Origin of the sequence: Streptomyces sp. NPDC059906, from assembly GCF_042730645.1 — a bacterium.
Taxonomy (GTDB): domain Bacteria; phylum Actinomycetota; class Actinomycetes; order Streptomycetales; family Streptomycetaceae; genus Streptomyces; species Streptomyces rubrogriseus.
This window is the reverse complement of the sequence record NZ_JBHWKU010000028.1, coordinates 17449-38180: the sequence shown is the minus strand read 5'-3', so window position 1 is coordinate 38180 and position 20732 is coordinate 17449. Positions and strand designations below refer to the sequence as shown.

Below are 20732 nucleotides of genomic sequence, written 5' to 3'. Positions count from 1 at the left end.
CCCCGGAGCGTCGCGCGTAAGTCCGCCGACCTACGGCAACACCCCCTGTACGGACGATCTTTCCGTACCCGGCGGCCGCGCGTGGGCATTCATCCGTTAGAGGGCGGGAGCGCGGAGGCGTGACGCCGGGTCCACAGGGTGCGCGCGGAGGCCACGTACGCCTGTGCGCGTGCGACGTGGCCCCTGGGCGCGGGGTGTTCCGCCATCCGTTCGTGGGTGGCGGCCATCTCGTCGACGAACCGGCGCCCTCGCACGGTGAGGTCGGGGGAGCCGACGAGGGCGGGCAGGGCAGCCCCGACCTGGGCGCGGTAGCGCGCGTGCTGGGCCCACGCCCAGTCCCGGTCCGGCAGCCCGCCGACGAGTGCCCGGCGCTGGTGGAACGCGGCCAGCGCGAGGTGCGAGTACGTGCCCTGGAGCAGGCCGTCGTAGGGCCGGGGATCGGCGCGCCAGGGGGCGAAGTACCGGGCCGCGGGACCTGCTCGGTGCAGGGTCACCAGGTCGCTGAGGGCGGCGAGTTTGGCGTGCTGCAGCTCGTGGACGAGGGTGGCGGCGAGGGTCACGGGGTCGGGCGGGGTGCTGGTGAGGAGGGCGCCGAACGCCTCGCGGCGGGTGGCGCTGCAACTGCCGCGGCCGGTGCCGACGTCGGGCGGTGTCTCCAGCGGGACGAGGCAGCGCAGCAGCACGCCCGCTTCGGCGAGGCGTTGCGCGCCGCCAGCGCGGAGCGCGAGGGCCGTGCCGGACCAGGCCTGGAGCCACCGTTTACGTTCGGCGTCGTCTAGGGCGAGCGGTGTGCGCAGGTCGCCGTGGCCGGGGCCGTCGGGCAGTTCGCGGTACGGGTCGAGGTCGTCGAGCGGCAGCGGCGGTGCCGTCGGGGTGAGGCCGGGGAGCGCGTGCGCGGGGGTCCAGGCCAGGGCGCCGGACCAGGCGCCGACGCCGCTCTCCAGGTGGACGGTCACGTCGGGGGCGTCGGCCTGGCGCAGGACCAGTCGGCCTTCGGTGCAGGTGACGTCGACGGGTACGTCACCGGACCGGGCCGTGTGCAGGGCGCCGAGCGAGGGGAGGGCGAGGACTCCGGCGCGGGCGGTGAGGCGGGTGCTGAACGGGATGCCGGCACCGGCGGCGACCACCGCGGCGATCGCGCTGAAGTGCGCGAGGTCGCGCCGCAGCCGCCGCTCGCGCTCGCCGCCCGCCGGCCCCGGGGCGGCGTCGAGGCCACGCAGACAGGAGCGCGCCCAGGGGCCGGTGAGGGGATGGAACAGGCGGTCACGTGCCGGGTTCGCGAACCGCGCGCCGACACCGGCCGGGGCCACACCGGCTCCCGCCCAACCACGCCACGCACCGGGCGGCGCCTCGCCGACGGCCCGAGTACTCCCCGCACCGGGCGGGGCCTCGCCGACGGCCCGGGTACTCCACGCACCGGGCAGGGCGTCGGCCACGGCGCTGGTACCCCGCGCACCGGGCGGGGCGTCGGCGGCCCGGGTACTCCACCCACCGGGCAGGGCCTCGCGGTCGCTGCGCGTTGCCGCGCGGCCGGGCCGGTGCTCCGAGGTCGGCGCACCCGGCGCCGGGAGCCGGTCCGCCTCGGTCAGCAGCGCCCAGTCCGCGCGCAGCCTCGCCTTCTGCGCGTCGGTGCAGACGGACCGCTCCGCCGCCTCGGCCGCGTCGAGCACCGCACGCAGCAGGAGCAGCCGTCGCGTGTCCTGATCCCGCACGAGGAGCGCCAGGGTGTCGGATCCGCCCTCGGTCCGGGCGAGTTCGAGAAGGGCCCGCTCGGGAACGACTGGAAACATCACGAAGCGCCCCCTCCGGCCGGGCCCGTCCCGGCGGCAGCCGAACCACTGACAACCGGCCACCCCGAGGCCACACCCGCCGACGCGGGACCTCCCGAGGCGCCCGAACCAGCCGAAGCCGACCCAGCGGGCGCCGGAGCGGTCGCGGTCAGCCCGGCCGGCGCTGGGCCGACGGCGGAGGAACCAGCCGACGCCGGGCCGACGACCGACGGATCGACCGACGCCGGGCCGTCGACGGACGGGCCAACCGACACCAAGCCGGTCGCGGACGGACCCGCCGAAGCCGACCCGGACTGCGCTGCGCCACCGGCCGCGCAAGCACCAGCCGACGCCGGACCGACGGCCAACGGCCCAGCCTGCGCCGGGGCCATCGCGGACGGGCCGGTCGCGGCTGAACCGTTCGCGGGCAGACCGCTCGCGGGCAGGCCGGTCGCGGACGGGCCGTGCTCCGGCGGGCCGGTCGCAACCTGGCCGCCCGGAGTCGGGCCCCTCGTCGCGGCGGTGAGCCGTGAGGACACGTGGTGGATGAAGCGCTGGAGGTCCGCGCAGTACACGGACGGGTTCCGGAAGCCGTGCCCGGCGCGGTAGCGGTGCGCGTAGTGCCCGCCCCCGCAGACCCGCAGCAGCGGGCAGGCCCGGCACTCCCCCGCGAGCGACGCGGTGCCGGCCTGCCGGGCGGCGACGCCCGGGTGCCGCAGCGCGTCGTCGAAGGTGTGGCGGAACACGTCGAGGCCGGTGCGCGCGGCCCCGGGGTACGCCGACTTGAGGGAGTCGACCTGCTCGATCGACCCGTCGGTCTCCACCACGACCGCGTCGAACGGCGTGAGCCCCAGCGCCTCGGTGGCCGCGGGCAGACCCAGCAGCAGCGCCACGCACTCCTCGAAGAGCCGTACCCGGACCTCCCGCCGCCCTGCGGCCCACCAGCGGTCGAAGACGGCGCACAGCCAGTCGCCGTACCGGACGCCGGTCCGGCCCGGCGGCGGCGCGGTCCAGTTGCCGTGCGGCAGCAGCAGGTCCAGCGCGGGCGGACGCAGGCCGAGCAGCGACTCGTACGTCTCGACCGGGTCCAGCGTCGGGTCGACGACGGTCAGGATCCCCGCGTACGACTCGGGGAAGCGCTCGGCGACCAGGCGGGCCCCCCGTGCCGCGGCGGGCCAGGACGGGCGGCCCGCGTGGTCCACCCGCCGTCGGTTGTGGGCGGCGGTGCCGCCGTCGAGGCTGATGCCGACGCGGAGGCCGGCGTCGGCCAGGACGGCGAGGCGTTCCTCGGTGAGCAGGGTGGCGTTGGTCTGCACGGTGGCGTGGACCTGACACCCTCGCGGCACGAGTTCCCGCACCCGCCCGGTGACCTCGGCGAGCGGGCCGGCCCCGGCGAGCAGCGGTTCACCCCCGTGCAGAACCAGGGCGAGGTCACGCAGCGCGTGCCGCTCGGCGTGTTCGGCGATGCGGGTGGCGGTGCGGTCCAGGACGGCGCCGGAGGCGGCGGCGGGACGGTCGCGCCAACCGCTGTCGGGGCCTTCGTAGAGGTAGCAGTAGGTGCACGCGAGGTTGCAGCGGCCGTGCATCTTGACGATGAACTGCCGGAAGGGAAAGGGTCCTTCGGGTCCGGTCCGCCCACCGGGTACGGCCGGAGCCGGATCGGTCATGGCCTGTTCCGACACTCCAGCACCCCCATGCCGTGACGGTCCGCCGGCGTCGCCCCGAGTCGGCGCCACGGCACCGTGCCGCACGAAGCCGCATTCCCGGCGCGGCGGGTGCGCAAAACCCGGCTCCGCGAAAGTTGTCCTATTCACATGTCTTCACGCGCCCGGACGACCGCCGCCGCCGCCGGTCAGAAGGAGTTGTCGAAGCCCCACAGCATCTCGCTCGGCTCCGCGGCCCGCGCCCTCAGTTCCCCCAGCACCTCGCGCAGCACCGGGTGTTCGATGGTGCCCAGTTGTGCGAGGTCCAGTTCCAGCAGGTCCGGCAGTGGCTCCCCGGCGCCCGCAGGCGCCTGCTCCGCCCCGGCCTCGTCCCGTATGTCCATGCCCCGTTCCTCTCCTCGGCTGCGCGCCGCTGTTCCGCCCTCACTCCAGGTCGGCGAGCCGCTGTGCCGTCTGCCGTGCGGTCGGTTCGCCCGTGGCCAGCCGGTCGTCCGGCAACCGGTCCCACTGCGCCCGCGCCGCCGCGTAGGCCTCCCGGGCCGCGCGGGGCCGCACGGCCGCCTCGAAGGACATACCCCGCCAGTGGTGCGCCTGTGCGGCGAGCTCCACGGCTTCTTGGCGCCGACGCTCGGTTTCGGCCTCCTCCTCGGCTCGGCGGGCCGACTCGGCGGCCGCCCGGAAGGCGTCGACCGCCACATCCAGGCGCGCCGCGCGGCCCAGGCTCTGGAACGCCTCGAACTGGGCCTGCCCGAGCTCCAGTCGGCAGCGCGCCGCCAGCAACGAGTCCTCCGCGTCGGCCGCGGCGAGCCCGAAGAGATGCTCCGCCTCCCGGAGGTCGACCCGGTCGCCGCGCGCCTGGTACCGGACCATGAGCGCCTGTCCGAGGAGCAGCAGCCGGTGGGCGACGCGCCGGCTGCCCGCCGGGGTCTCCATCCGGCAGTCCCGCAGCACCCGGATCGCGCGGGACAACTGGTCCTGGCGCCGGTCGGCGGGCTCCAGCGTGGCCAGCCGGAGCAGTACGCCGCCCCACTCGGCGAGCACGTCCGCGTGCGCGGGCGCGTCCCGGGACATCCAGTGCGCCGCCTGTGCGAATCGGTCGGCGGCCCCGTGCAGTTCGGGCGGCTCCCCCGACTCGGCGTAGCGCGCGACGGCCACCCGCCCGGCGCGGACCAGCAGCGCCGCGCGCTGCCCCTGCTCGCGGACCCGGCCGAGGGCCTCGTCGGTCCTGGCCTGGGCCTCGTCCAGCGGGCCGCCCGCCGACAGCAGCGCGTCGACGAGGTCGATCAGCACCCGGACCCGGTCGCGGACGGACTCGTTGGTGTCCGGTGCCGGGCCGGACTCCAGTCCCCGGCGCAGCGACCGCGCCGACTGCTCCGCGTACAGCCGGACCTGGACCGGGTCCGCGGTCACCTCGGACAGGCGCAGCAGGGTGCGGCCGTGGGCCAGCAGCAGCTCGGCGGGGCGGTCGCCGCGGTCGGGCCAGGCGTCGGCGAACGCCTCCAGCATGCCGACGGCACTCTGCAGGAGGGCGCTGTCGCCGCCCAGGCGCCACTGGGTCTCCAGGGAGGCGACCCGTTCCAGGGTGAGCCGCAGCGCCTCCGCCTCGTCCAGGCCGGGTGCCGCGCAGGCGACCGCGTACTCCCGGTCGGCGCGGCGCAGCAGGTCGAGCGCGCCGGACCGGTCTCCGCGCCGTCGCGCGTCGGTGGCGGCGGCGTGCAGTACGCGTGCGAGGACGGCGCGCTCGCGCAGGGCGTGCGGCGACGCGGCGGCCCGTTCGGCGGCCCGGGTGGCCTCCCGCAGCAGCGCGGCACCGCCCTGCACCTCCCACAGCCGCAGGGTGCAGCGCGCGTACTCGCCCCACAGCTCGGGGTCGGCGCCGGCCGGGCGTTCCTGCTCGGTGGCGCCGCGCAGCAGCTGCACGGCGTCGATGACGTCCTGGACCATGCCCTCGCCGTCGAACCGGGCGAGCAGGGCGCGCGCCCGGACGACCGCCCGGTGCGTGGGCCGCTCCGCGGTGACCTGCGGGCCGGTGCGGCTGTCGTACGTCGCGAACTGCTCGGGCAACGGCATGAACCGCTCCAGGATCCGGGCCGCGACCTCCGCGAAGGGCTGCGGGACCGGGGCGGTCCCGGCGTCGCCGCCGTTCTCGCCCGGGTACCCGGGTTCGGCGCCGGAGGGGTGCGGGTGCGGGCGGGCGGGGCCGCCGTCGCCGAGCTGGGCCAGCGCGAGCGCCGGGAAGTTGGGACCGCCCTTGCCGAAGTGCTGTTCGATGTACTCCGAGCAGTGCTTGAGGACCAGCATGGCCTCGTCCCGCCCGAGCCGGGACAGCAGGGCCTCGCGCACCTCGGGGTCGATGTCGTACCACTGGGAGCCGTCGCCGCCCTGGTCCGCGCGGGCCCGGGTGACCAGGCCACCGACGAGGACCTCGGCGAGTTCGGACGGGCCGGACCCGGGCAGCATCGTCCGCTGGACCAGCTGCATCACCGGGAGGCAGAGCGGGGTCGCCGCGAGATAGACGGCCAGGCGCGCGGCGGCCGGAGACGCTCCGGCGCTGAACCGGCTGACCCGTTCCAGCGGTGTGCGGCGGCGGTCCGGGCGGGCGGCCGCGGCGGCCGGGTGGTCGGCACGCACCCAGCCCACGGCGCCGGGCACCGGACCGGCACCGGCCAGCAGCCGTGCCCACGACCCGAGGGCCACCGGCTCCGGCGGCAGTACGGGGACGGCCAGCGCACCGCGGCGGGCCTCGGCGGCGCCGGAGGCCGTGCGCACCCGCAGCACGGCGCCGCCGCCCAGGGTGTCACCGCGCGACAGGCCGCCGAAGGTGACGGGCAGCCGGGTGCGGTTCCACATGCGCTGCGGCAGCGGCTGGAGCACGACGACGGGGCCCTGCCGGGACAGGTGGTGGAGCAGCCGGTGGGCGTGGCCGCCGTGCCACAGCGGGCCGGCGCAGTCGCTGACCAGGACGACGATCCGGCGGCCGGTCGGATCGCTGAGCCGGTCGGCGGCGTGCAGCGGCGCACCGTAGGGGTCGGCGCTGCGGCTGACCGCCGGGCCCCCGTCCGGCCCCTGGTGCAGATGGCTGACCTGGACGTCCGAGAAGGCTCCCAGCCGGCTGAAGATCTGGGCCAGTTCGGCGAACAGCCGGCCCCACACGCGCATCGAGGAGGAGGCGTCCAGCACCAGTTGCAACCGGGCGTCCCGGCGGGACAGGTACCGGCGCACGGGCAGGATCAGTCCGCCGGCCCGGGCGCTCACCTCCGCGGTAGCGACCTCGTCGAGCTCGGACCGCAGGGGTGTGGCCGGGCTGCGGTACCCCTGCAAGGGACGCAGGGCTCGCTGGAGTTCGAGCGGCGCGGGCAGCACGGGGGCGGCGGGCACACCCACCGGCAGTGCGCGGGCCGGGCCGGCTCCGTGCGCACCGGGCCCGTCGCCGGGGGGCAGCGGGTAGAGGGCCACCCGGCGGGCGGCCGGAACGGCGGGCGGCTCGGGCGCGGGCGGCCGGGTCCGGTCCGGTGGCGGTGACATGGGTCCGGCGGGTGGCCGGACCACCGGGGGCGCCACGCGGGCGTCCGGGGCGGGCGGAGCGTCCGCGGCGTCGGCGGAGCGGGTCCACCGGGCCAGCCAGAGCGCGTCGCAGAGCTGCTCGGCGTCCGGGTCCAGGCCGATCTCCCGCAGCCTCAGGACGAGTCGGGCGAGCGGGTCGTCGGCGGGCACGGCGGCGCGCCCTGCCTCGGAACCCTCGCCGCCGGGGCCGCCGGGGCCGCCAGGACCGCCAGGACCGCCAGGGGGGCCGTGGTGGCCGGGACCGTGGCGCGCCGTCTCGTCGGGCATCGCGTCACCTCGGACGATCGAGCCGCTGGATGAGCAGGTCGGCCAGGCGGTCGCGGCTGGGCGTGGCGGCGGCGTCGGTGAGGTATATCGCGTTGAGCAACTGATCGGTGGCCAGCAGCTCGCTGCGGGACCGCTCCAGGAACCGGGTGACGAGGTCGTCGCCCGCGCGTGCCGCCTCGTCGCCCAGGTGGGCCCGTACGAAGGTGGCGAGCCGGTTGTGGTCGGGGCGGCCGAGCTCCAGGTGGATGCAGCGCCGCATCAGCGGGGCCGGGAAGTCGCGTTCGCCGTTGCTGGTGAGCACCACGAACGGGAAGGCGCGGCAGCGCACACGGCCGTCGCGCACCGGCACCTTCACGCCGTCCGCGGTGAGCACCTCGGCCGTGCGGTCCGGCAGCCGGTCCGCGATGCGTTCCAGCTCGGGGATGGCGAACTCGCCCTCCTCCAGTACGTTCAGGAGGTCGTTGGGCAGGTCGATGTCGCTCTTGTCCAGCTCGTCGATGAGCAGGACGCGCGGCTTGTCGGAGGGCAGCAGCGCGGTGCCGAGGGGGCCGAGCCGGATGTAGCCGCCGATGCCGTCGACCGCGCCCGGCGTCCCGGACCCCGGTCCGTTGTCCGCCTGGGCGGCGATCTGCACGTCCTGGAGACGGGCGATGGCGTCGTAGTGGTAGAGACCGTCCTGGAGTTCGGAGCGGCTGACGATGGACCAGCGCAGTACGTTGCCCAGGCCCAGTTCGTACGCCACCGAGTGGGCCAGGGTGCTCTTGCCCGCGCCGGGGCTGCCGGTGACGAGGAGCGGCCGGCGCAGGTACAGCGCGGCGTTGATCATCTCGAGTTCCTCGGCGCCCGGCCGGTGCAGTTCGGCCAGGTGCCGGTGGGCGCCGAGTCTGCGGTCCTCGGACCCGTCGCCGGAACCTGCCGCGTCCCGGCTGGTGAAGTCCCGCCACGGGGGCGGGTCGGGAAGGCGGTCGATGCCGTCGTGGGGTTCGCCGGCGCCCCGGTAGATGAGCCACTCGCTGGATTCGCTCATGATCCAATCCTCGTCGTCACTCGTCCGGGGGCGCTGTCGTCGTGGGGCGTCCATCACGGTATCGATCCTGAACGGGACTGGTAAGAGGCACATCGCTCAAGGGGTGCCTTGTCAGGGGGAGTTGAAACACCGGGGCGCTCGGTCCACGCGGACCCGCGCGGGCCGTGGTCAAGGTGCCTCCAGCAGGTCGCCCGCGCCGGGCAGTGGCTGGTGCGGGTCGTCGTACAGCAGCGCTATGCCGTGGGCCCAGAAGGTCTCCGGCCGTCCCGATCGCAGCCTGTGGCGCAGGTCGCGCACCGCCTCGGGCAGTCGGTGGGCTCCGGCCGGGCCCGCGATCTGGTCCAGGGTGCCGCGGTGGAACTCGCCGCAGACCGTCTCCGGCAGCCCGTACCCACGGCGCCACAGCGCCACGCCGAAGCCGCCGCGCACGAGCCGGGCGAGCCCCTCCGCGTCGCCCTCGTCGCCGTGGGCTTCGAAGCGGCACAGCACCGGAACCGTGCCGTGCGACAGGCCCCGCAACTCCTCGACGGGCGGTACCGGTTTGCGCAGCCCGTCGTCGCAGTCCAGGACCGCGGCCGTCACCGGGTGGGCGTGCAGCCAGCGCCAGCGGGCTCTGCGTTCCTCGTCGATGTCCAGGCGGTGGTCACCGTCCGGAGCGGCCGCCGGCCGCCCGCCGCCTGCTCCGCCGGTCCCACGGCTCCGGCCGGTTCCGCCGCCTTCACCGTTCTCGCCGTGTCCGGGGTACGCCCCGTATCCGGGGTACGCCCCGTATCCGGCGTTGTCGCCGTACTCGGGGTTCTGGCCGTACTCGGGGTTCTGGCCGTACTCGAAGTTCTCGCCGTACTCGGAGTTCTCGCCGTACTCGGTCAGCTGGTCGCGGTCGGAGCAGCGCAGGACGACCGGGCGCTGTGTGCCGAGTCGCTCCTCCCCGGGGCCGAGCCGCCAATCGTCCACGTCGAGCGCCAGCAGTGAGTGCTCCGTCGCCACCTGCAGGACCGCCGGCCGGCCCGGCGTGTCGCACTGCCGGAACCCCTCCTTGAGGGGCGCGGACAGATGGGTGGGGAGGTCGGCCAGCGGGACGCGCTGGACCTCCTTGAGCCGCTTCGCCTCTCCGTCGGAGCGCACGGCGAAGACCGACCAGTCGCAGCGGTCCGGCTCCCAACCGCGTCGCACGATCTCCACCAGCACGGAGGACTGCCCGGCCGCCGACCGTTCCGGACCACCGGCGGGCGCCCCGCGCGGCCCGGCGACCAGGCCCGGGGCGGGTCGGCGGGCCGTCATCCTGGCCATCCGCCGTTCGACGAGGGCGCTCCGGCGGCCGGGGCCGAGCCGCTGGGCGGCCTGCCAGACCCCGGCCCACAGGGCCTCCTCGGCGGCCGGCGTGCTGGGCACGAGGAACGGGCGGTCCGCGGTCATGGCGTGCACCGCGTAGTCGAGCACCAGGTAGAGGGCGCCGTCGTCGCGCGCGTACTCGTACAGGGCGCCGAGTCCGTCGCGCCAGCCGCGCGGGGCGGGCAGCGGAGCCGGTGCCTCGAAGTCCTGGAGGGAGTCGAGGAGGTCCAGCAGGGAGCGGGTGCTGGCCGGCGGCGGCAGGTCCGCGAGGCGTCCGAGCAACTGGACGCGCTCGTCGGGGCTCAGCGTCTGACCGGGCCGGGCCCCGAGCCGGCCCTGCACGTCGGCCCAGGTGTGACGGCGCGCGTCCGGATGGCGCTGCCGGTCGCGGTGGTAGCGGTCGTGGGCGTGCACCACCGCCTGGTACAGGTCGTCGGGTTCGGTCTTCAGCTCTCCGGCGGGCACGGGCAGCGTCCGCAGTTGTTCGAGCCCGGTGGAGGTGCCCCCGCGCGCGTGGTCGGAGCGCGACTTCAGTACGCCGATGACCTCGCCGCGCTCCGGATCGATCACGGGGCCGCCGGAGACGCCGTCCGGGAGGTCGTTGTCCCCCAGCCGCATCTGGACGTCCGCGTTCCAGCCGCCGATGGTGCCCTGCACGGTGAGGGTGCCGTCGAGCATCCTCAGTCGTCCGTCCACCACCGTCCAGCCCGCGTACAGGACCGTGCCCTCGCCGAAGTAGGCCGCCGGGCGCTCGGAGAGGTACACGCACTCGTGGTCGACCGGCTCGCTCAGCCGCACCAGCGCGAGGTCGGGGGCGGGCCAGTTGCCGGGCAGGGATCCGACGCCCTCGGGAAGGGCCGCCGCCACGTGGCCCGAGACCGCGGACATGCCGCGGCCCGGTGCGGACTCGTACACCACCACGACCTCGCCCCCCTCACCGCCGCATGCCACGTGTGCGCAGGTCAGAACCCAGCTCGGGGCGACGAAGTAGCCGCTTCCGAGGAACGTCGCGGGTTCGTCGAGGGCATACCCGGCGTCCGGCCGATGAATGCGAACGGTCGCCGCCATGACGAGGCCACGCAGCGCACGGCGGGCCGCGTCCCGGGCCCCCGGTGCGCCGGGGGCGCGTCCGTGCGTCATGCCCCGCTCCCGGAAGCGGCGGCACCGCTCCCGCCGTGCTCCGGGGCGCGGGCGGACGCGTCCGCGGTGGCGTCGGGGGGCTCACCGCCCGGGGCGCGCGGGTCGGGCGCGGACGGATCCGGCGGGCCGCCGTTCCAGGTGAGGGTGACCGAGATGCCCGCCTTGGCCTCGCCGTCGGCGAGGAGGCCCACGACCTTGCCGGCCTTGGCCGTCAACTCGATGCCGAACTGGACGCTCACCTCGTCCGGCCGCACCGCGCGCAGCGGTTCCGCCAGCGAGCGCGCGACGCCGGTCACGAGCGCGTTCAGGCTCTCCACGCTCGCCTCGATCCGCTCGGTGAAGCCGGTGTCGCTGTACGACAGCTGCCCGGACGGTGCCGGCAGCTCGGCCGCGCCCGAGATCCGGGCCCAGACCGGTGTCCCGTCCGGCAGCACGATGCGCGTGACGCGCGTCGCTTCCTGTCCCATGCGATTCCCCCGTCCCCGCGCCCCTCGACGGCCCCGGAAGGCACGGCCCCGTGGGCGCCTATTCTTGTGCTGTCTTCTTCACAACTGACGGAAAGACCCCATCTCCCCATCTCTCCACCCTGCAGGCACAGGTTTCTTCCCGCCCGGGAGGCTCTCAACCCTGCAAAGACCCGACGGAGCACGATCCATGTACTTCACCGACCGCGGCATCGAGGAGCTGGAGAAGCGGCGCGGCGAGGAGGAGATCACCTTCGAGTGGCTCGCCGAGCAGCTGCGCACGTTCGTCGACCTGAACCCGGACTTCGAAGTACCGGTGGAGCGCCTGGCCACGTGGCTGGCACGGCTGGACGACGAGGACGAGGACGAGTAGGGACGCGGGAAGACAGGCGACAGCGCCGGAAGGCGGGCGGCGACGCACGGGCGACGCACGGGTGCCGGGAGTGAGAGCGGAAACGGACTCTTCCGTCGACATATTTACGCACCAGGGCATATCGACCCACTCAGCCGATCATTGATCACCAAAACAGGTGTCTTGACTTTCCGTGTCCGCGATATATCGTGAATTTCGGAGGACGCGATATGGCGCGTTCGGTCGAGGAGGTCTGCACCATGTCCGAGTGGTCCGTCGCGGAGCCCAGGAAGCTCACCTTCGACGAGTCCGTGAGCCGGCTCCACGTACGCATCGTCAGCGGAACAGTGAACGTGGTGGGCACGGACGAAGGTGCCGCCCGCCTGGAGGTCTCCGAGATCGAGGGGCCCCCTCTGATCGTGACCCACCGGGACGGCGTGCTCACGGTGGCCTACGAGGACCTGCCCTGGAAGGGCTTCCTGAAGTGGCTGGACCGCAAGGGTTGGCGACGCAGTGCGGTGGTGTCCCTGGCGGTGCCGACCGGCACCCGCGTGGAGGTGGGGGCGGTGAGCGCCGCAGCCGTGGTCTCCGGCCTCGACGGACCCGCCGAGGTCAAGGGCGTATCCGGGGACACCACTCTGGTGAGTCTCGCGGGCCCCGTCCGCGCCGACACCGTCTCGGGGAACGTGGAGGCGCAGGCCCTCACCGGCGACCTCCGCTTCAACTCCGTCTCCGGCGACCTGACGGTGGTGGAGGCGGGCTCCTCCGTGCGGGCCGACTCGGTCAGCGGTTCGATGATCGTCGACCTGGACCCGGCCGGAGGCCCCACCGACATCAGCCTGAACAGCGTCTCGGGCGAGATCGCCATCCGGCTGCCCCAGCCGGCCGACGCCCAGGTCGAGGCGAACACGGCCAGCGGCATGGTCAGCAGCGCCTTCGAGGACCTCCGGGTGGGCGGCCAGTGGGGGGCCAAGCGCATCACCGGACGGCTCGGCGCGGGCAACGGCCGGCTGAAGGCCACCACGGTCTCCGGCTCGATCGCCCTGCTCCGCCGTCCGGCGACGGAGGACACCCGGTGGGAGCGGGAGCCGGCGGAATCCGGCCCGACGGGCACCGCACGGGACGACTCGGGGGACAATTCCGCTTCCGTCCGGGACCAGGGCGCCACCGACGCCCCTTCCGACGGTACGACCGACAAGAAGGTGCTCTGACATGCCCCCCGTCTTCGCCCACGGCCGCCTCCGCCTCTACCTCCTCAAGCTCCTGGACGAGGCCCCGCGCCACGGCTACGAGGTGATCCGGCTCCTGGAGGAACGCTTCCAGGGCCTGTACGCCCCGTCCGCGGGCACGGTGTACCCCCGCCTGGCCAAGCTGGAGGCGGAGGGCCTGGTCACCCACACCACCGAGGGCGGCCGCAAGGTGTACGCCATCACGGACGCCGGTCGCGCCGAGCTGGCCGACCGCAGCGGTGAGCTGGCCGACCTGGAGCTGGAGATCCGCGAGTCGGTCGCCGAGCTGGCCGCCGAGATCCGGGCCGACGTGCGGGGTGCGGCCGGCGATCTGCGGCGGGAGATGCGCGCCGCGGCCACCGCGGCCCGCCGGGGCACCTCAGGGGCGCACGACGAAGGGGACGGCTCCGCCGCCGCTGCCGGGGAAGGCGACGAGAAGGAGGCCTGGCGGGCCGCCAAGGAGGAGATGCGGCGGGTCAAGCAGGAGTGGAAGGAGCAGGCCCGCCGCGCCAAGGACGAGAGCCGCCGCGCCCGCGACGAGGCCCAGCGGGCCCGGCGCCAGGCCAAGGAGGCCCAGGAGCGGGCCCGGACCCAGGCGCAGGAGGAGGTCCAGCGCATCGCCCAGCGCGTGCAGGAACAGGTGCAGGACCACTTCTCGCGGGGCGACTGGCCGACGGGACTGCGTGAGGGCCTGAGCGAACTGGCCAAGGAGGTCGGCGACTTCGGAAAGGACTTCGGGAAGGAGTTCGGCAAGGACTGGGGCTTCGGACGCACCGACACCGGGAGCCCCGCCTCGCGCGCGGAGCGTTCCCCGGGCCCCGAGTACTCCGCCACGCCCGAGGACTTCCCCGCCGGATACGCGCCGAGCTGGGCCCACGAGGACGCCGCGGAATCCACCGGTGACCCGGCGCGCGACCTGGACCGGCTGCTCGACCGCTTCCGGGACGACATCCGCGACGCCGCCCGGGACCACGGAGTGACGTCCGGCCAGTTGCGCGACACCCGCCGCCGGCTGTCGGAGGCAGCGGCGCACATCGGGGCGATCCTGCGTACGCCGGAGGCCTGAGCGCAACACGACACGGCGCCCCCGTTCCCCAGGGGCGCCGCGCGCCGGTGAGCCGCCGTGCCACCGGTCAGGCGCAGGCCTTCCCGGCCCCCTCGCCCAGCACCCTGGACAGCGACGCGTGGGTCACCCCGTGGTCGGCGAGCACCTCGGCGGGCACTCCGGGACGCAGGGCCAGGGCGAGGAGGAGATGCTCGTCCCCGATGTGCCGGTCACGGCGGGCGACGGCGACCCGCAGCGCCCTCTCCAGGACCTCCTTGGCGCCTCGGCTGAAGCTCCGGTGCCCCGACCACCGGCGCCCGCGCCTGCGGTCGTCGGCGGACATCGCCCCCACACCATGGGCCTCCTCCACCCTGGCGACGACCTCCGTGACGTCGATGCCCAGTCCGGCGAGGGCCTCCGTCTCGGACTGCGACAGACCCGCACGGCGCCGTGCGTCCCCCAGCTCCTGGCGTACCGCGTCCCGGTGCTCGCCGACGCCGAGGGCCGCCAGCGCGAAGGAGGCGCGCCTGCCCTCCCGGTCCAGCAGGGCGAGCAGCAGGTGCTCGGGCTCGACGGTCTCCGCCCGCGCCTCCTCGGCGTGTCCGACCGCCCCCTGCACGACCGCGCGGGCGTCCTTCGTGAATCGCTCGAACATCAATGCCTCCCGTACTTCTTGTGCACGGCCTGCCTGCTGACTCCGAGTTCCGTGGCGATCTCCTGCCAGGACCACCCCTGCCCACGGGCGCTGCGCACCTGTACGGCTTCCAGCTGCTCCACCAGCTTCCGCAGGGCGGTGACGGCTCGCAGCCCGATCCGGGGATCACGGTCACCCGCACGCGTGGCGAGATCCGTTGCTTCACTCATACAGTCAACTTAGGTTGACATGACCCTCTTGTCAACCCTGGTTGACATGAAGGCGGGCCCGGAGAACCGGGCCCGCCATATCTCGCGAAACGCGTCAGGAGTTGCTGAGCACGATCTTGCCGAACTGCCCCCCGGAGGCCATCCGCTCGAACCCCTCACGGGCCCGGTCCATCGGAAGCACCTCGTCGATGACGGGACGCACACCGGTGGCGGCACAGAAGGACAGCAGGTCCTCCAGTTCGTCCTTGGAGCCCATCGTGGAGCCGACGACCTTGAGCTCCAGGAAGAAGATCCGGGTCAGCTCGGCGTGGGAGGGCCGGTCGCCGCTGGTGGCACCGGAGATGACCAGCGTGCCGCCGGGCCGCAGCGACTTGATGGAGTGCGACCAGGTGGCGGCGCCCACGGTCTCGATCACGGCGTCGACCCGCTGCGGCAGCCGCGCACCGGTCTCGACGGCCTCCACCGCACCGAGCTCCAGCGCCCGCTTGCGCTTGGCCTCGTCCCGGCTGGTGGCGAAGACCCGCAGCCCCGCCGCCTTGCCCAGCACGATCGCGGCCGTGGCGACCCCGCCGCCGGCGCCCTGCACCAGCACCGAGTCACCGGGACGCACCCCGGCGTTGGTGAACAGCATCCGGTACGCGGTCAGCCAGGCGGTCGGCAGGCAGGCGGCCTCCTCGAAGGAGAGCTCCTTGGGCTTGGGCAGGACGTTCCAGGTCGGCACGGCGACCTGCTCGGCGAACGTGCCCGGGTAGCGCTCGGTAAGGATGGAGCGGGGCTCCTTGGGGCCGACGCCGTGGCCGGTCTGGCCGATCACGGAGTGCAGGACGACCTCGTTGCCGTCCGCGTCGATCCCGGCGGCGTCGCAGCCGAGGATCATCGGCAGCCGGTCCTCGGGGAGGCCGACGCCGCGCAGGGACCACAGGTCGTGGTGGTTGAGGGAGGCGGCCCTGACATCGACGACACTCCAGCCGGGCCGGGCCTCGGGAGCCGGAAGCTCTCCCAACTCCAGGCCGGCCAAGGGCTGGTCGCGGTCGATTCGGGCGGCATAGACAGCGAACATGACCTTGACGATAGGTTCCCCGACCGCCAACCGGAACCACAGCCCCGTGTGACACACCCCCTCTTGCCAGCCGCCCCGCCCTCAGCTGCGGGCAGCCGCCCCGCCCTCAGCTGCGGGCAGTCGTGCCGCTGGGGCGGCACGGGTGGGCGCAGCGGCACCCGCCCAGCGCCGGTCAGCGCCCCCACCCCACGCCCAGCACCAGCGCACCCGCACCCGCACCCGCACCCGCACCCGCACCCAAAAGACAAGCGGCCCCGCCCACCAAGGACGAGGCCACTCACCACACCGCAGAGATCACACCGCAGGCGTCACACCGTCACCGGCGCGCAACCCCCTCCGCCCGGGCCGCCGCGGCCACCGCCGCCGTCACGGCCGGCGCGACCCGCTCGTCGAACGGGGACGGAATGACATAGTCCGCGGCGAGGTCGTCCCCCACCACGGAGGCCAGCGCCTCGGCCGCCGCCAGCTTCATGCCCTCGGTGATCCGCGACGCCCGCACCTGGAGAGCGCCCGCGAAGATGCCCGGGAACGCCAGCACGTTGTTGATCTGGTTCGGGAAGTCCGAGCGCCCCGTCGCGACGACCGCCGCGTACTTGTGGGCGACCTCCGGATGCACCTCCGGGTTCGGGTTGGCCATCGCGAAGACGAAGGCACCCTCGGCCATCGAGGCCACCGCCGGCTCGGGCACCGTACCGCCGGAGACGCCGATGAAGACGTCGGCACCCGCGAGCGCCGCCTCCAGCGGGCCGGAGAGCCCGGCCTTGTTGGTGAAGGAGGCCAACTCCTGCTTGACCGGGGTCAGGTCCGCCCGGTCGGCGGAGACGACACCCTTGCGGTCGGCGACCGCGACGTCCCCGATGCCGGCCTCCACCAGCATCTTGGCGATGGCGACCCCGGCCGCGCCCGCACCCGAGATCACCGCCCGCAGCTCACCCAGCGTCCGCCCGCTCAGCCGCGCCGCGTTCCGCAGGGCGGCCAGCGTCACGACGGCCGTGCCGTGCTGGTCGTCGTGGAAGACCGGGATGTCCAGGCGCTCCTGGAGCTTGCGCTCGATCTCGAAGCACCGCGGCGCCGAGATGTCCTCCAGGTTGACGCCGCCGAAGGAGGGCGCGAGCCGGACCACGGTCTCGACGATCTCGTCGGCGTCCGTGCAGTTCAGGGCGATCGGGACCGCGTCCACGCCGCCGAACTGCTTGAAGAGGATGGCCTTGCCCTCCATCACCGGGAGGGACGCCTCGGGCCCGATGTCACCGAGTCCCAGCACCGCCGTGCCGTCCGTCACGACCGCGACGACCGACGACTTCCAGGTGTAGTCGTGGACGAGGTCGGGCTGCTCGGCGATCGCGCTGCACACTTTCGCGACGCCGGGCGTGTACGCCAGGGACAGGTCTTCCTTGTCGCGGACCGGCACGGTGGCCTGCACGGCCATCTTGCCGCCGCGGTGCAGCGCGAACGCGGGGTCGAAGGAGTCGAGCGGCTCGGCGCCCGCCTCCTGCTCCGCACCGGCTTCGCTGTCGCTGCGAGGATTGACGATCTCCGCTGCCACTTTGTCTTACCCCTTAAGAGTTCATGGTTTGAGGGTTTGTCCACTCCTGGTGAGGAATGGGCGGGCACCGCACAGGGAGATGACTGTCTGGGCCACGTGGACCCCTGCGCGACGGGCGCGCCGCACACGCGCCCTGAGCCCCTGATGAGGGGTGTAAAGAACCTTCTTACCCGACGGACGCCCCCGGCGACGAGTCCGATAAGCGCAAGCTCACATGCCGGACCCCGAACGCCGCATGTCGGTGACATGGCTCATAGCCAGGGTTCCGGACAACCTCTCCGGACCCCTTGACAGACCCGCGCACGGCACCTTCGACAGCCCTGCTCGCCCGCGATCCATGGTCGGATAACGAGAAATTCCGCAGATCTTCCGGCCGGAAGGGCAGATTCCCGCAAAGGTTCGGTCGTGATGTACCGACCTGGTGCGGTTCGGGGGGTGACCCGTTATCCGATTTTGACATGACGGCCCCCCTGAATGGCCGAGTCCGAATGGCAAGATGCCGTAATCACACGAGGTCGCGGCACTCGAAGGTGTGTGCTCTCGTCGACCCACGGCACCGGCCGGACCCCGGCCGGCGTCCCGTCCCACCGGAACTCCACCGTCCCCATCGGCAACTCCCTCATCCGCCGGAGGAACCACCATGACCGCACGCTCCACCCGTCGTACGACCGCCGTGCACTCCCGGCTAGCAGCGGTCGGTGCGATCGCGGTCGCCGGCGCCCTGCTGCTCACCGGATGCGGCGACCAGACCGAGAACGGCGACTCCGGCGGCAGCGACAACCAGTCCGCCGGCGGTGCTCCGCTGGCCGACAAGCTGCCGCAGTCGATCCGCGACAAGGGCACCATCAAGGTCGGCTCGGACATCGCGTACGCGCCCGTCGAGTTCAAGGACGACTCCGGCAAGACGGTCGGTATCGACCCCGACCTCGCGGACGCCCTGGGCAAGCAGCTCGGTGTGAAGTTCGAGTTCGAGAACGGCACCTTCGACACCCTGATCACCGGCCTGCGCTCCAAGCGGTACGACATCGCCATGTCCGCGATGACCGACACCAAGGACCGCCAGGAGGGCATCGACGCCGACACCGGCAAGAAGGTCGGCCAGGGCGTCGACTTCGTCGACTACTTCACCGCCGGTGTCTCGATCTACACCAAGAAGGGCGACGACCAGGGCATCAAGACCTGGTCCGACCTGTGCGGCAAGAAGCTCGTGCTCCAGCGCGGCACGGTCTCCGAGGACCTCGCCAAGGCCGAGAACGAGAAGTGCCCGGCCGGCAAGAAGATCTCCATGGAGGCCTTCGACAACGACCAGCAGGCCCAGACCCGGCTGCGCGCGGGCGGCGCGGACGCCGGCTCCTCCGACTTCCCGGTCGCGGCGTACGCGGTGAAGACCTCCGGCGGCGGCAAGGACTTCGAGATCGTCGGCGAGCAGGTCGAGGCCGCCCCGTACGGCATCGCGGTCGCCAAGGACAACACGCAGCTGCGCGACGCCCTGAAGGCGGCGCTGGACGCGGTGATCGCGAACGGCGAGTACAAGAAGATCATGGACAAGTGGGGCGTGTCGGAAGGCGCCGTCACCGAGGCCACCGTCAACGGCGGCAAGTGACCGCGCGGCGGGCGCTGAAAGGCAACATCCGTGACTGTTGACATAGACAAGACGGCGGGCGGCCCGGCCGGCACCCCGCCGACCCCGCCCGAGGCCATCAAGGCCATCCCGGTGAGGCACTACGGGCGGTACGTCTCCGCGGTCGTCGCGATCGCGCTGCTGGCCACGGTCGTCTACGCCTTCTCCCAAGGCAAGATCAACTGGGGTGCGATCCCGGACTACTTCTTCGACGACCGTGTCCTGACCGGCATGGGCAAGACGCTCCTGATCACCGTCCTCGCGATGCTGATCGGTGTCGTCGGCGGCATCCTGCTCGCCGTGATGCGGCTGTCGAAGAACCCGGTGACCTCGTCCATCGCGTGGTTCTACATCTGGTTCTTCCGCGGCACGCCGGTCCTGGTGCAGCTGGTCGTCTGGTTCAACCTCGGCCTGGTCTTCGAGTACATCAACCTCGGCCCGTTCTACCGCGACGAGTGGTCCGACTTCATGACGCCGTTCCTGACGGCGCTGCTCGGCCTCGGCCTCAACGAGGCGGCGTACATGGCGGAGATCTGCCGCGCCGGTCTGCTCGCGGTGGACGAGGGCCAGACCGAGGCGGCGCACGCGCTCGGCATGAGCCACACCAAGACGCTGCGCCGGATCGTGGTCCCGCAGGCGATGCGCGTGATCGTGCCGCCGACGGGCAACGAGGTCATCAACATGCTGAAGACGACCTCACTGGTGTCGGTCGTCCAGTACGCCGAGTTGTTCAGAGTCGCCCAGGACATCGGCCAGACCTCGGGCGCCCCGGCCGAGATGCTGTTCCTCGCGGCAGCCTGGTACCTGCTGCTGACCTCGGTCTTCAGCGTCGGCCAGTACTACCTGGAGCGCTACTACGCCCGCGGCTCCAGCCGCAGTCTGCCGCCCACCCCGATGCAGAAGATCAGGGCGAACCTGTTCTCCCTGTCGAACCGCTCCAGCACGACGGGAGGTGCGGCATGACCGCCATGGTCAAGGCCGAGGGCGTGCACAAGTCCTTCGGTGCCGTCGAGGTCCTCAAGGGCATCGACCTGGAGGTGAAGCAGGGCGAGGTGTTCTGCCTCATCGGCCCCTCCGGCTCCGGCAAGTCCACCTTCCTCAGGTGTATCAACCACCTCGAGAAGATCAACGCCGGGCGTCTGTACGTCGACGGCGAGCTGGTCGGCTACCGCCAGAAGGGTGACAAGCTCTACGAGCTGAAGGACAGCGAGGTCGCCCTCAAGCGCCGGGACATCGGCATGGTCTTCCAGCGCTTCAACCTGTTCCCGCACATGACGGCCGTGGAGAACGTCATGGAGGCGCCGGTCCAGGTCAAGGGCATGAGCCGGGCCCAGGCCAGGGACCGTGCGCGGGGCCTGCTGGAGCGCGTGGGCCTGGCCGACAAGGCGGGCAACTACCCCTCGCAGCTCTCCGGCGGCCAGCAGCAGCGGGTCGCCATCGCGCGGGCCCTGGCGATGGACCCGAAGCTGATGCTGTTCGACGAGCCGACCTCGGCGCTCGACCCCGAGCTGGTCGGCGACGTCCTCGACGTCATGCGCGACCTCGCGGAGTCCGGCATGACGATGGTCGTCGTCACCCACGAGATGGGCTTCGCCCGCGAGGTCGGCGACAGCCTGGTCTTCATGGACAACGGCGTGGTGGTCGAGTCGGGCAATCCGCGCGACGTGCTGACCGACCCGCAGCACGACCGGACGAAGGCGTTCCTGTCCAAGGTCCTCTGATTAGCCGCACGATTACGCGCCGAGGGGCGGTACGGATCTCCGTACCGCCCCTCGGCGCGTGTTCCTC

General features: G+C 73.3%; 16 protein-coding genes and 1 pseudogene. 6 read left to right on the top strand and 11 right to left on the bottom strand.

The features are described from left to right. Positions 1-89: 89 nt before the first annotated feature. From ACFV9J_RS31570 to ACFV9J_RS31540, 7 genes and pseudogenes are all read right to left on the bottom strand, one after another. Positions 90-1790 carry an aKG-HExxH-type peptide beta-hydroxylase gene (locus tag ACFV9J_RS31570; protein WP_385359831.1) on the bottom strand — a complete coding sequence of 567 codons (1701 nt, stop codon included), beginning with the start codon at positions 1788-1790 and terminating at the stop codon, positions 90-92. Positions 1791-2266: 476 nt separating this feature from the next. Then, positions 2267-3436: pseudogene (locus ACFV9J_RS31565) on the bottom strand (FxsB family cyclophane-forming radical SAM/SPASM peptide maturase); the annotation flags it as partial. Positions 3437-3621: 185 nt separating this feature from the next. After that, a complete protein-coding gene (gene fxsA, locus ACFV9J_RS31560) occupies positions 3622-3816 on the bottom strand; it encodes an FxSxx-COOH cyclophane-containing RiPP peptide (protein WP_385359828.1) in 195 nt (64 codons plus the stop codon). A gap of 40 nt (positions 3817-3856) precedes the next feature. Further along, complete coding sequence (locus ACFV9J_RS31555; RefSeq protein ID WP_385359826.1) at positions 3857-7264, bottom strand: SAV_2336 N-terminal domain-related protein; 3408 nt, start codon at positions 7262-7264, stop codon at positions 3857-3859. Positions 7265-7268: 4 nt separating this feature from the next. Continuing rightward, on the bottom strand, positions 7269-8291 hold the full coding sequence (locus ACFV9J_RS31550; RefSeq protein ID WP_385359825.1) for an AAA family ATPase: 1023 nt from the start codon (positions 8289-8291) through the stop codon (positions 7269-7271). A gap of 168 nt (positions 8292-8459) precedes the next feature. Then, the gene (locus ACFV9J_RS31545; RefSeq protein ID WP_385359824.1) at positions 8460-10763 is read right to left on the bottom strand and encodes a trypsin-like peptidase domain-containing protein; all 2304 of its coding nucleotides are present in this window, start codon (positions 10761-10763) and stop codon (positions 8460-8462) included. Then, a complete protein-coding gene (locus tag ACFV9J_RS31540) occupies positions 10760-11230 on the bottom strand; it encodes a CU044_2847 family protein (protein ID WP_385359821.1) in 471 nt (156 codons plus the stop codon). Before ACFV9J_RS31540 ends, ACFV9J_RS31545 begins: the two co-directional genes overlap by 4 nt. A gap of 187 nt (positions 11231-11417) precedes the next feature. Between ACFV9J_RS31540 and ACFV9J_RS31535 the strand changes: the two genes are divergently transcribed. From ACFV9J_RS31535 to ACFV9J_RS31525, 3 genes are all read left to right on the top strand, one after another. Further along, positions 11418-11600 (top strand): DUF6104 family protein, encoded by a 183-nt coding sequence (locus tag ACFV9J_RS31535; RefSeq protein ID WP_014176503.1) that lies wholly within the window; start codon positions 11418-11420, stop codon positions 11598-11600. A gap of 239 nt (positions 11601-11839) precedes the next feature. Beyond that, complete coding sequence (locus ACFV9J_RS31530) at positions 11840-12790, top strand: DUF4097 domain-containing protein (RefSeq protein WP_385359965.1); 951 nt, start codon at positions 11840-11842, stop codon at positions 12788-12790. 1 nt (position 12791) lies between these two features. Further along, complete coding sequence (locus ACFV9J_RS31525) at positions 12792-13874, top strand: helix-turn-helix transcriptional regulator (protein WP_385359818.1); 1083 nt, start codon at positions 12792-12794, stop codon at positions 13872-13874. Between the two features lie 67 nt (positions 13875-13941). Here ACFV9J_RS31525 and ACFV9J_RS31520 read toward each other — a convergent pair whose 3' ends face one another. From ACFV9J_RS31520 to ACFV9J_RS31505, 4 genes are all read right to left on the bottom strand, one after another. Then, the gene (locus tag ACFV9J_RS31520; RefSeq protein ID WP_385359815.1) at positions 13942-14508 is read right to left on the bottom strand and encodes a Clp protease N-terminal domain-containing protein; all 567 of its coding nucleotides are present in this window, start codon (positions 14506-14508) and stop codon (positions 13942-13944) included. Continuing rightward, positions 14508-14717, bottom strand: a complete 210-nt coding sequence (locus tag ACFV9J_RS31515; RefSeq protein ID WP_087807277.1) for an HTH domain-containing protein — start codon at positions 14715-14717, stop codon at positions 14508-14510. The genes ACFV9J_RS31520 and ACFV9J_RS31515 overlap by 1 nt, the downstream gene beginning before the upstream one ends. A 94-nt stretch (positions 14718-14811) precedes the next feature. Further along, positions 14812-15777 carry a zinc-binding dehydrogenase gene (locus tag ACFV9J_RS31510; protein ID WP_104633756.1) on the bottom strand — a complete coding sequence of 322 codons (966 nt, stop codon included), beginning with the start codon at positions 15775-15777 and terminating at the stop codon, positions 14812-14814. Between the two features lie 316 nt (positions 15778-16093). Further along, on the bottom strand, positions 16094-17323 hold the full coding sequence (locus ACFV9J_RS31505) for an NADP-dependent malic enzyme (protein WP_385359812.1): 1230 nt from the start codon (positions 17321-17323) through the stop codon (positions 16094-16096). A gap of 640 nt (positions 17324-17963) precedes the next feature. On the opposite strand from ACFV9J_RS31505, the gene ACFV9J_RS31500 reads away from it, so the two are divergent. Genes ACFV9J_RS31500 through ACFV9J_RS31490 form a run of 3 tightly spaced genes read left to right on the top strand, consistent with a single transcriptional unit; the run spans position 17964 to position 20665 of the window. Then, entirely contained in the window at positions 17964-18926 is a 963-nt protein-coding gene (locus ACFV9J_RS31500) for an ABC transporter substrate-binding protein (RefSeq protein ID WP_385359811.1), read from the top strand. Between the two features lie 30 nt (positions 18927-18956). Then, positions 18957-19907 (top strand): amino acid ABC transporter permease, encoded by a 951-nt coding sequence (locus tag ACFV9J_RS31495; protein WP_385359809.1) that lies wholly within the window; start codon positions 18957-18959, stop codon positions 19905-19907. Then, positions 19904-20665: an amino acid ABC transporter ATP-binding protein gene (locus ACFV9J_RS31490; protein WP_121709743.1), complete on the top strand. Its 762-nt coding sequence runs from the start codon at positions 19904-19906 to the stop codon at positions 20663-20665. Before ACFV9J_RS31495 ends, ACFV9J_RS31490 begins: the two co-directional genes overlap by 4 nt. Positions 20666-20732 lie beyond the last annotated feature (67 nt).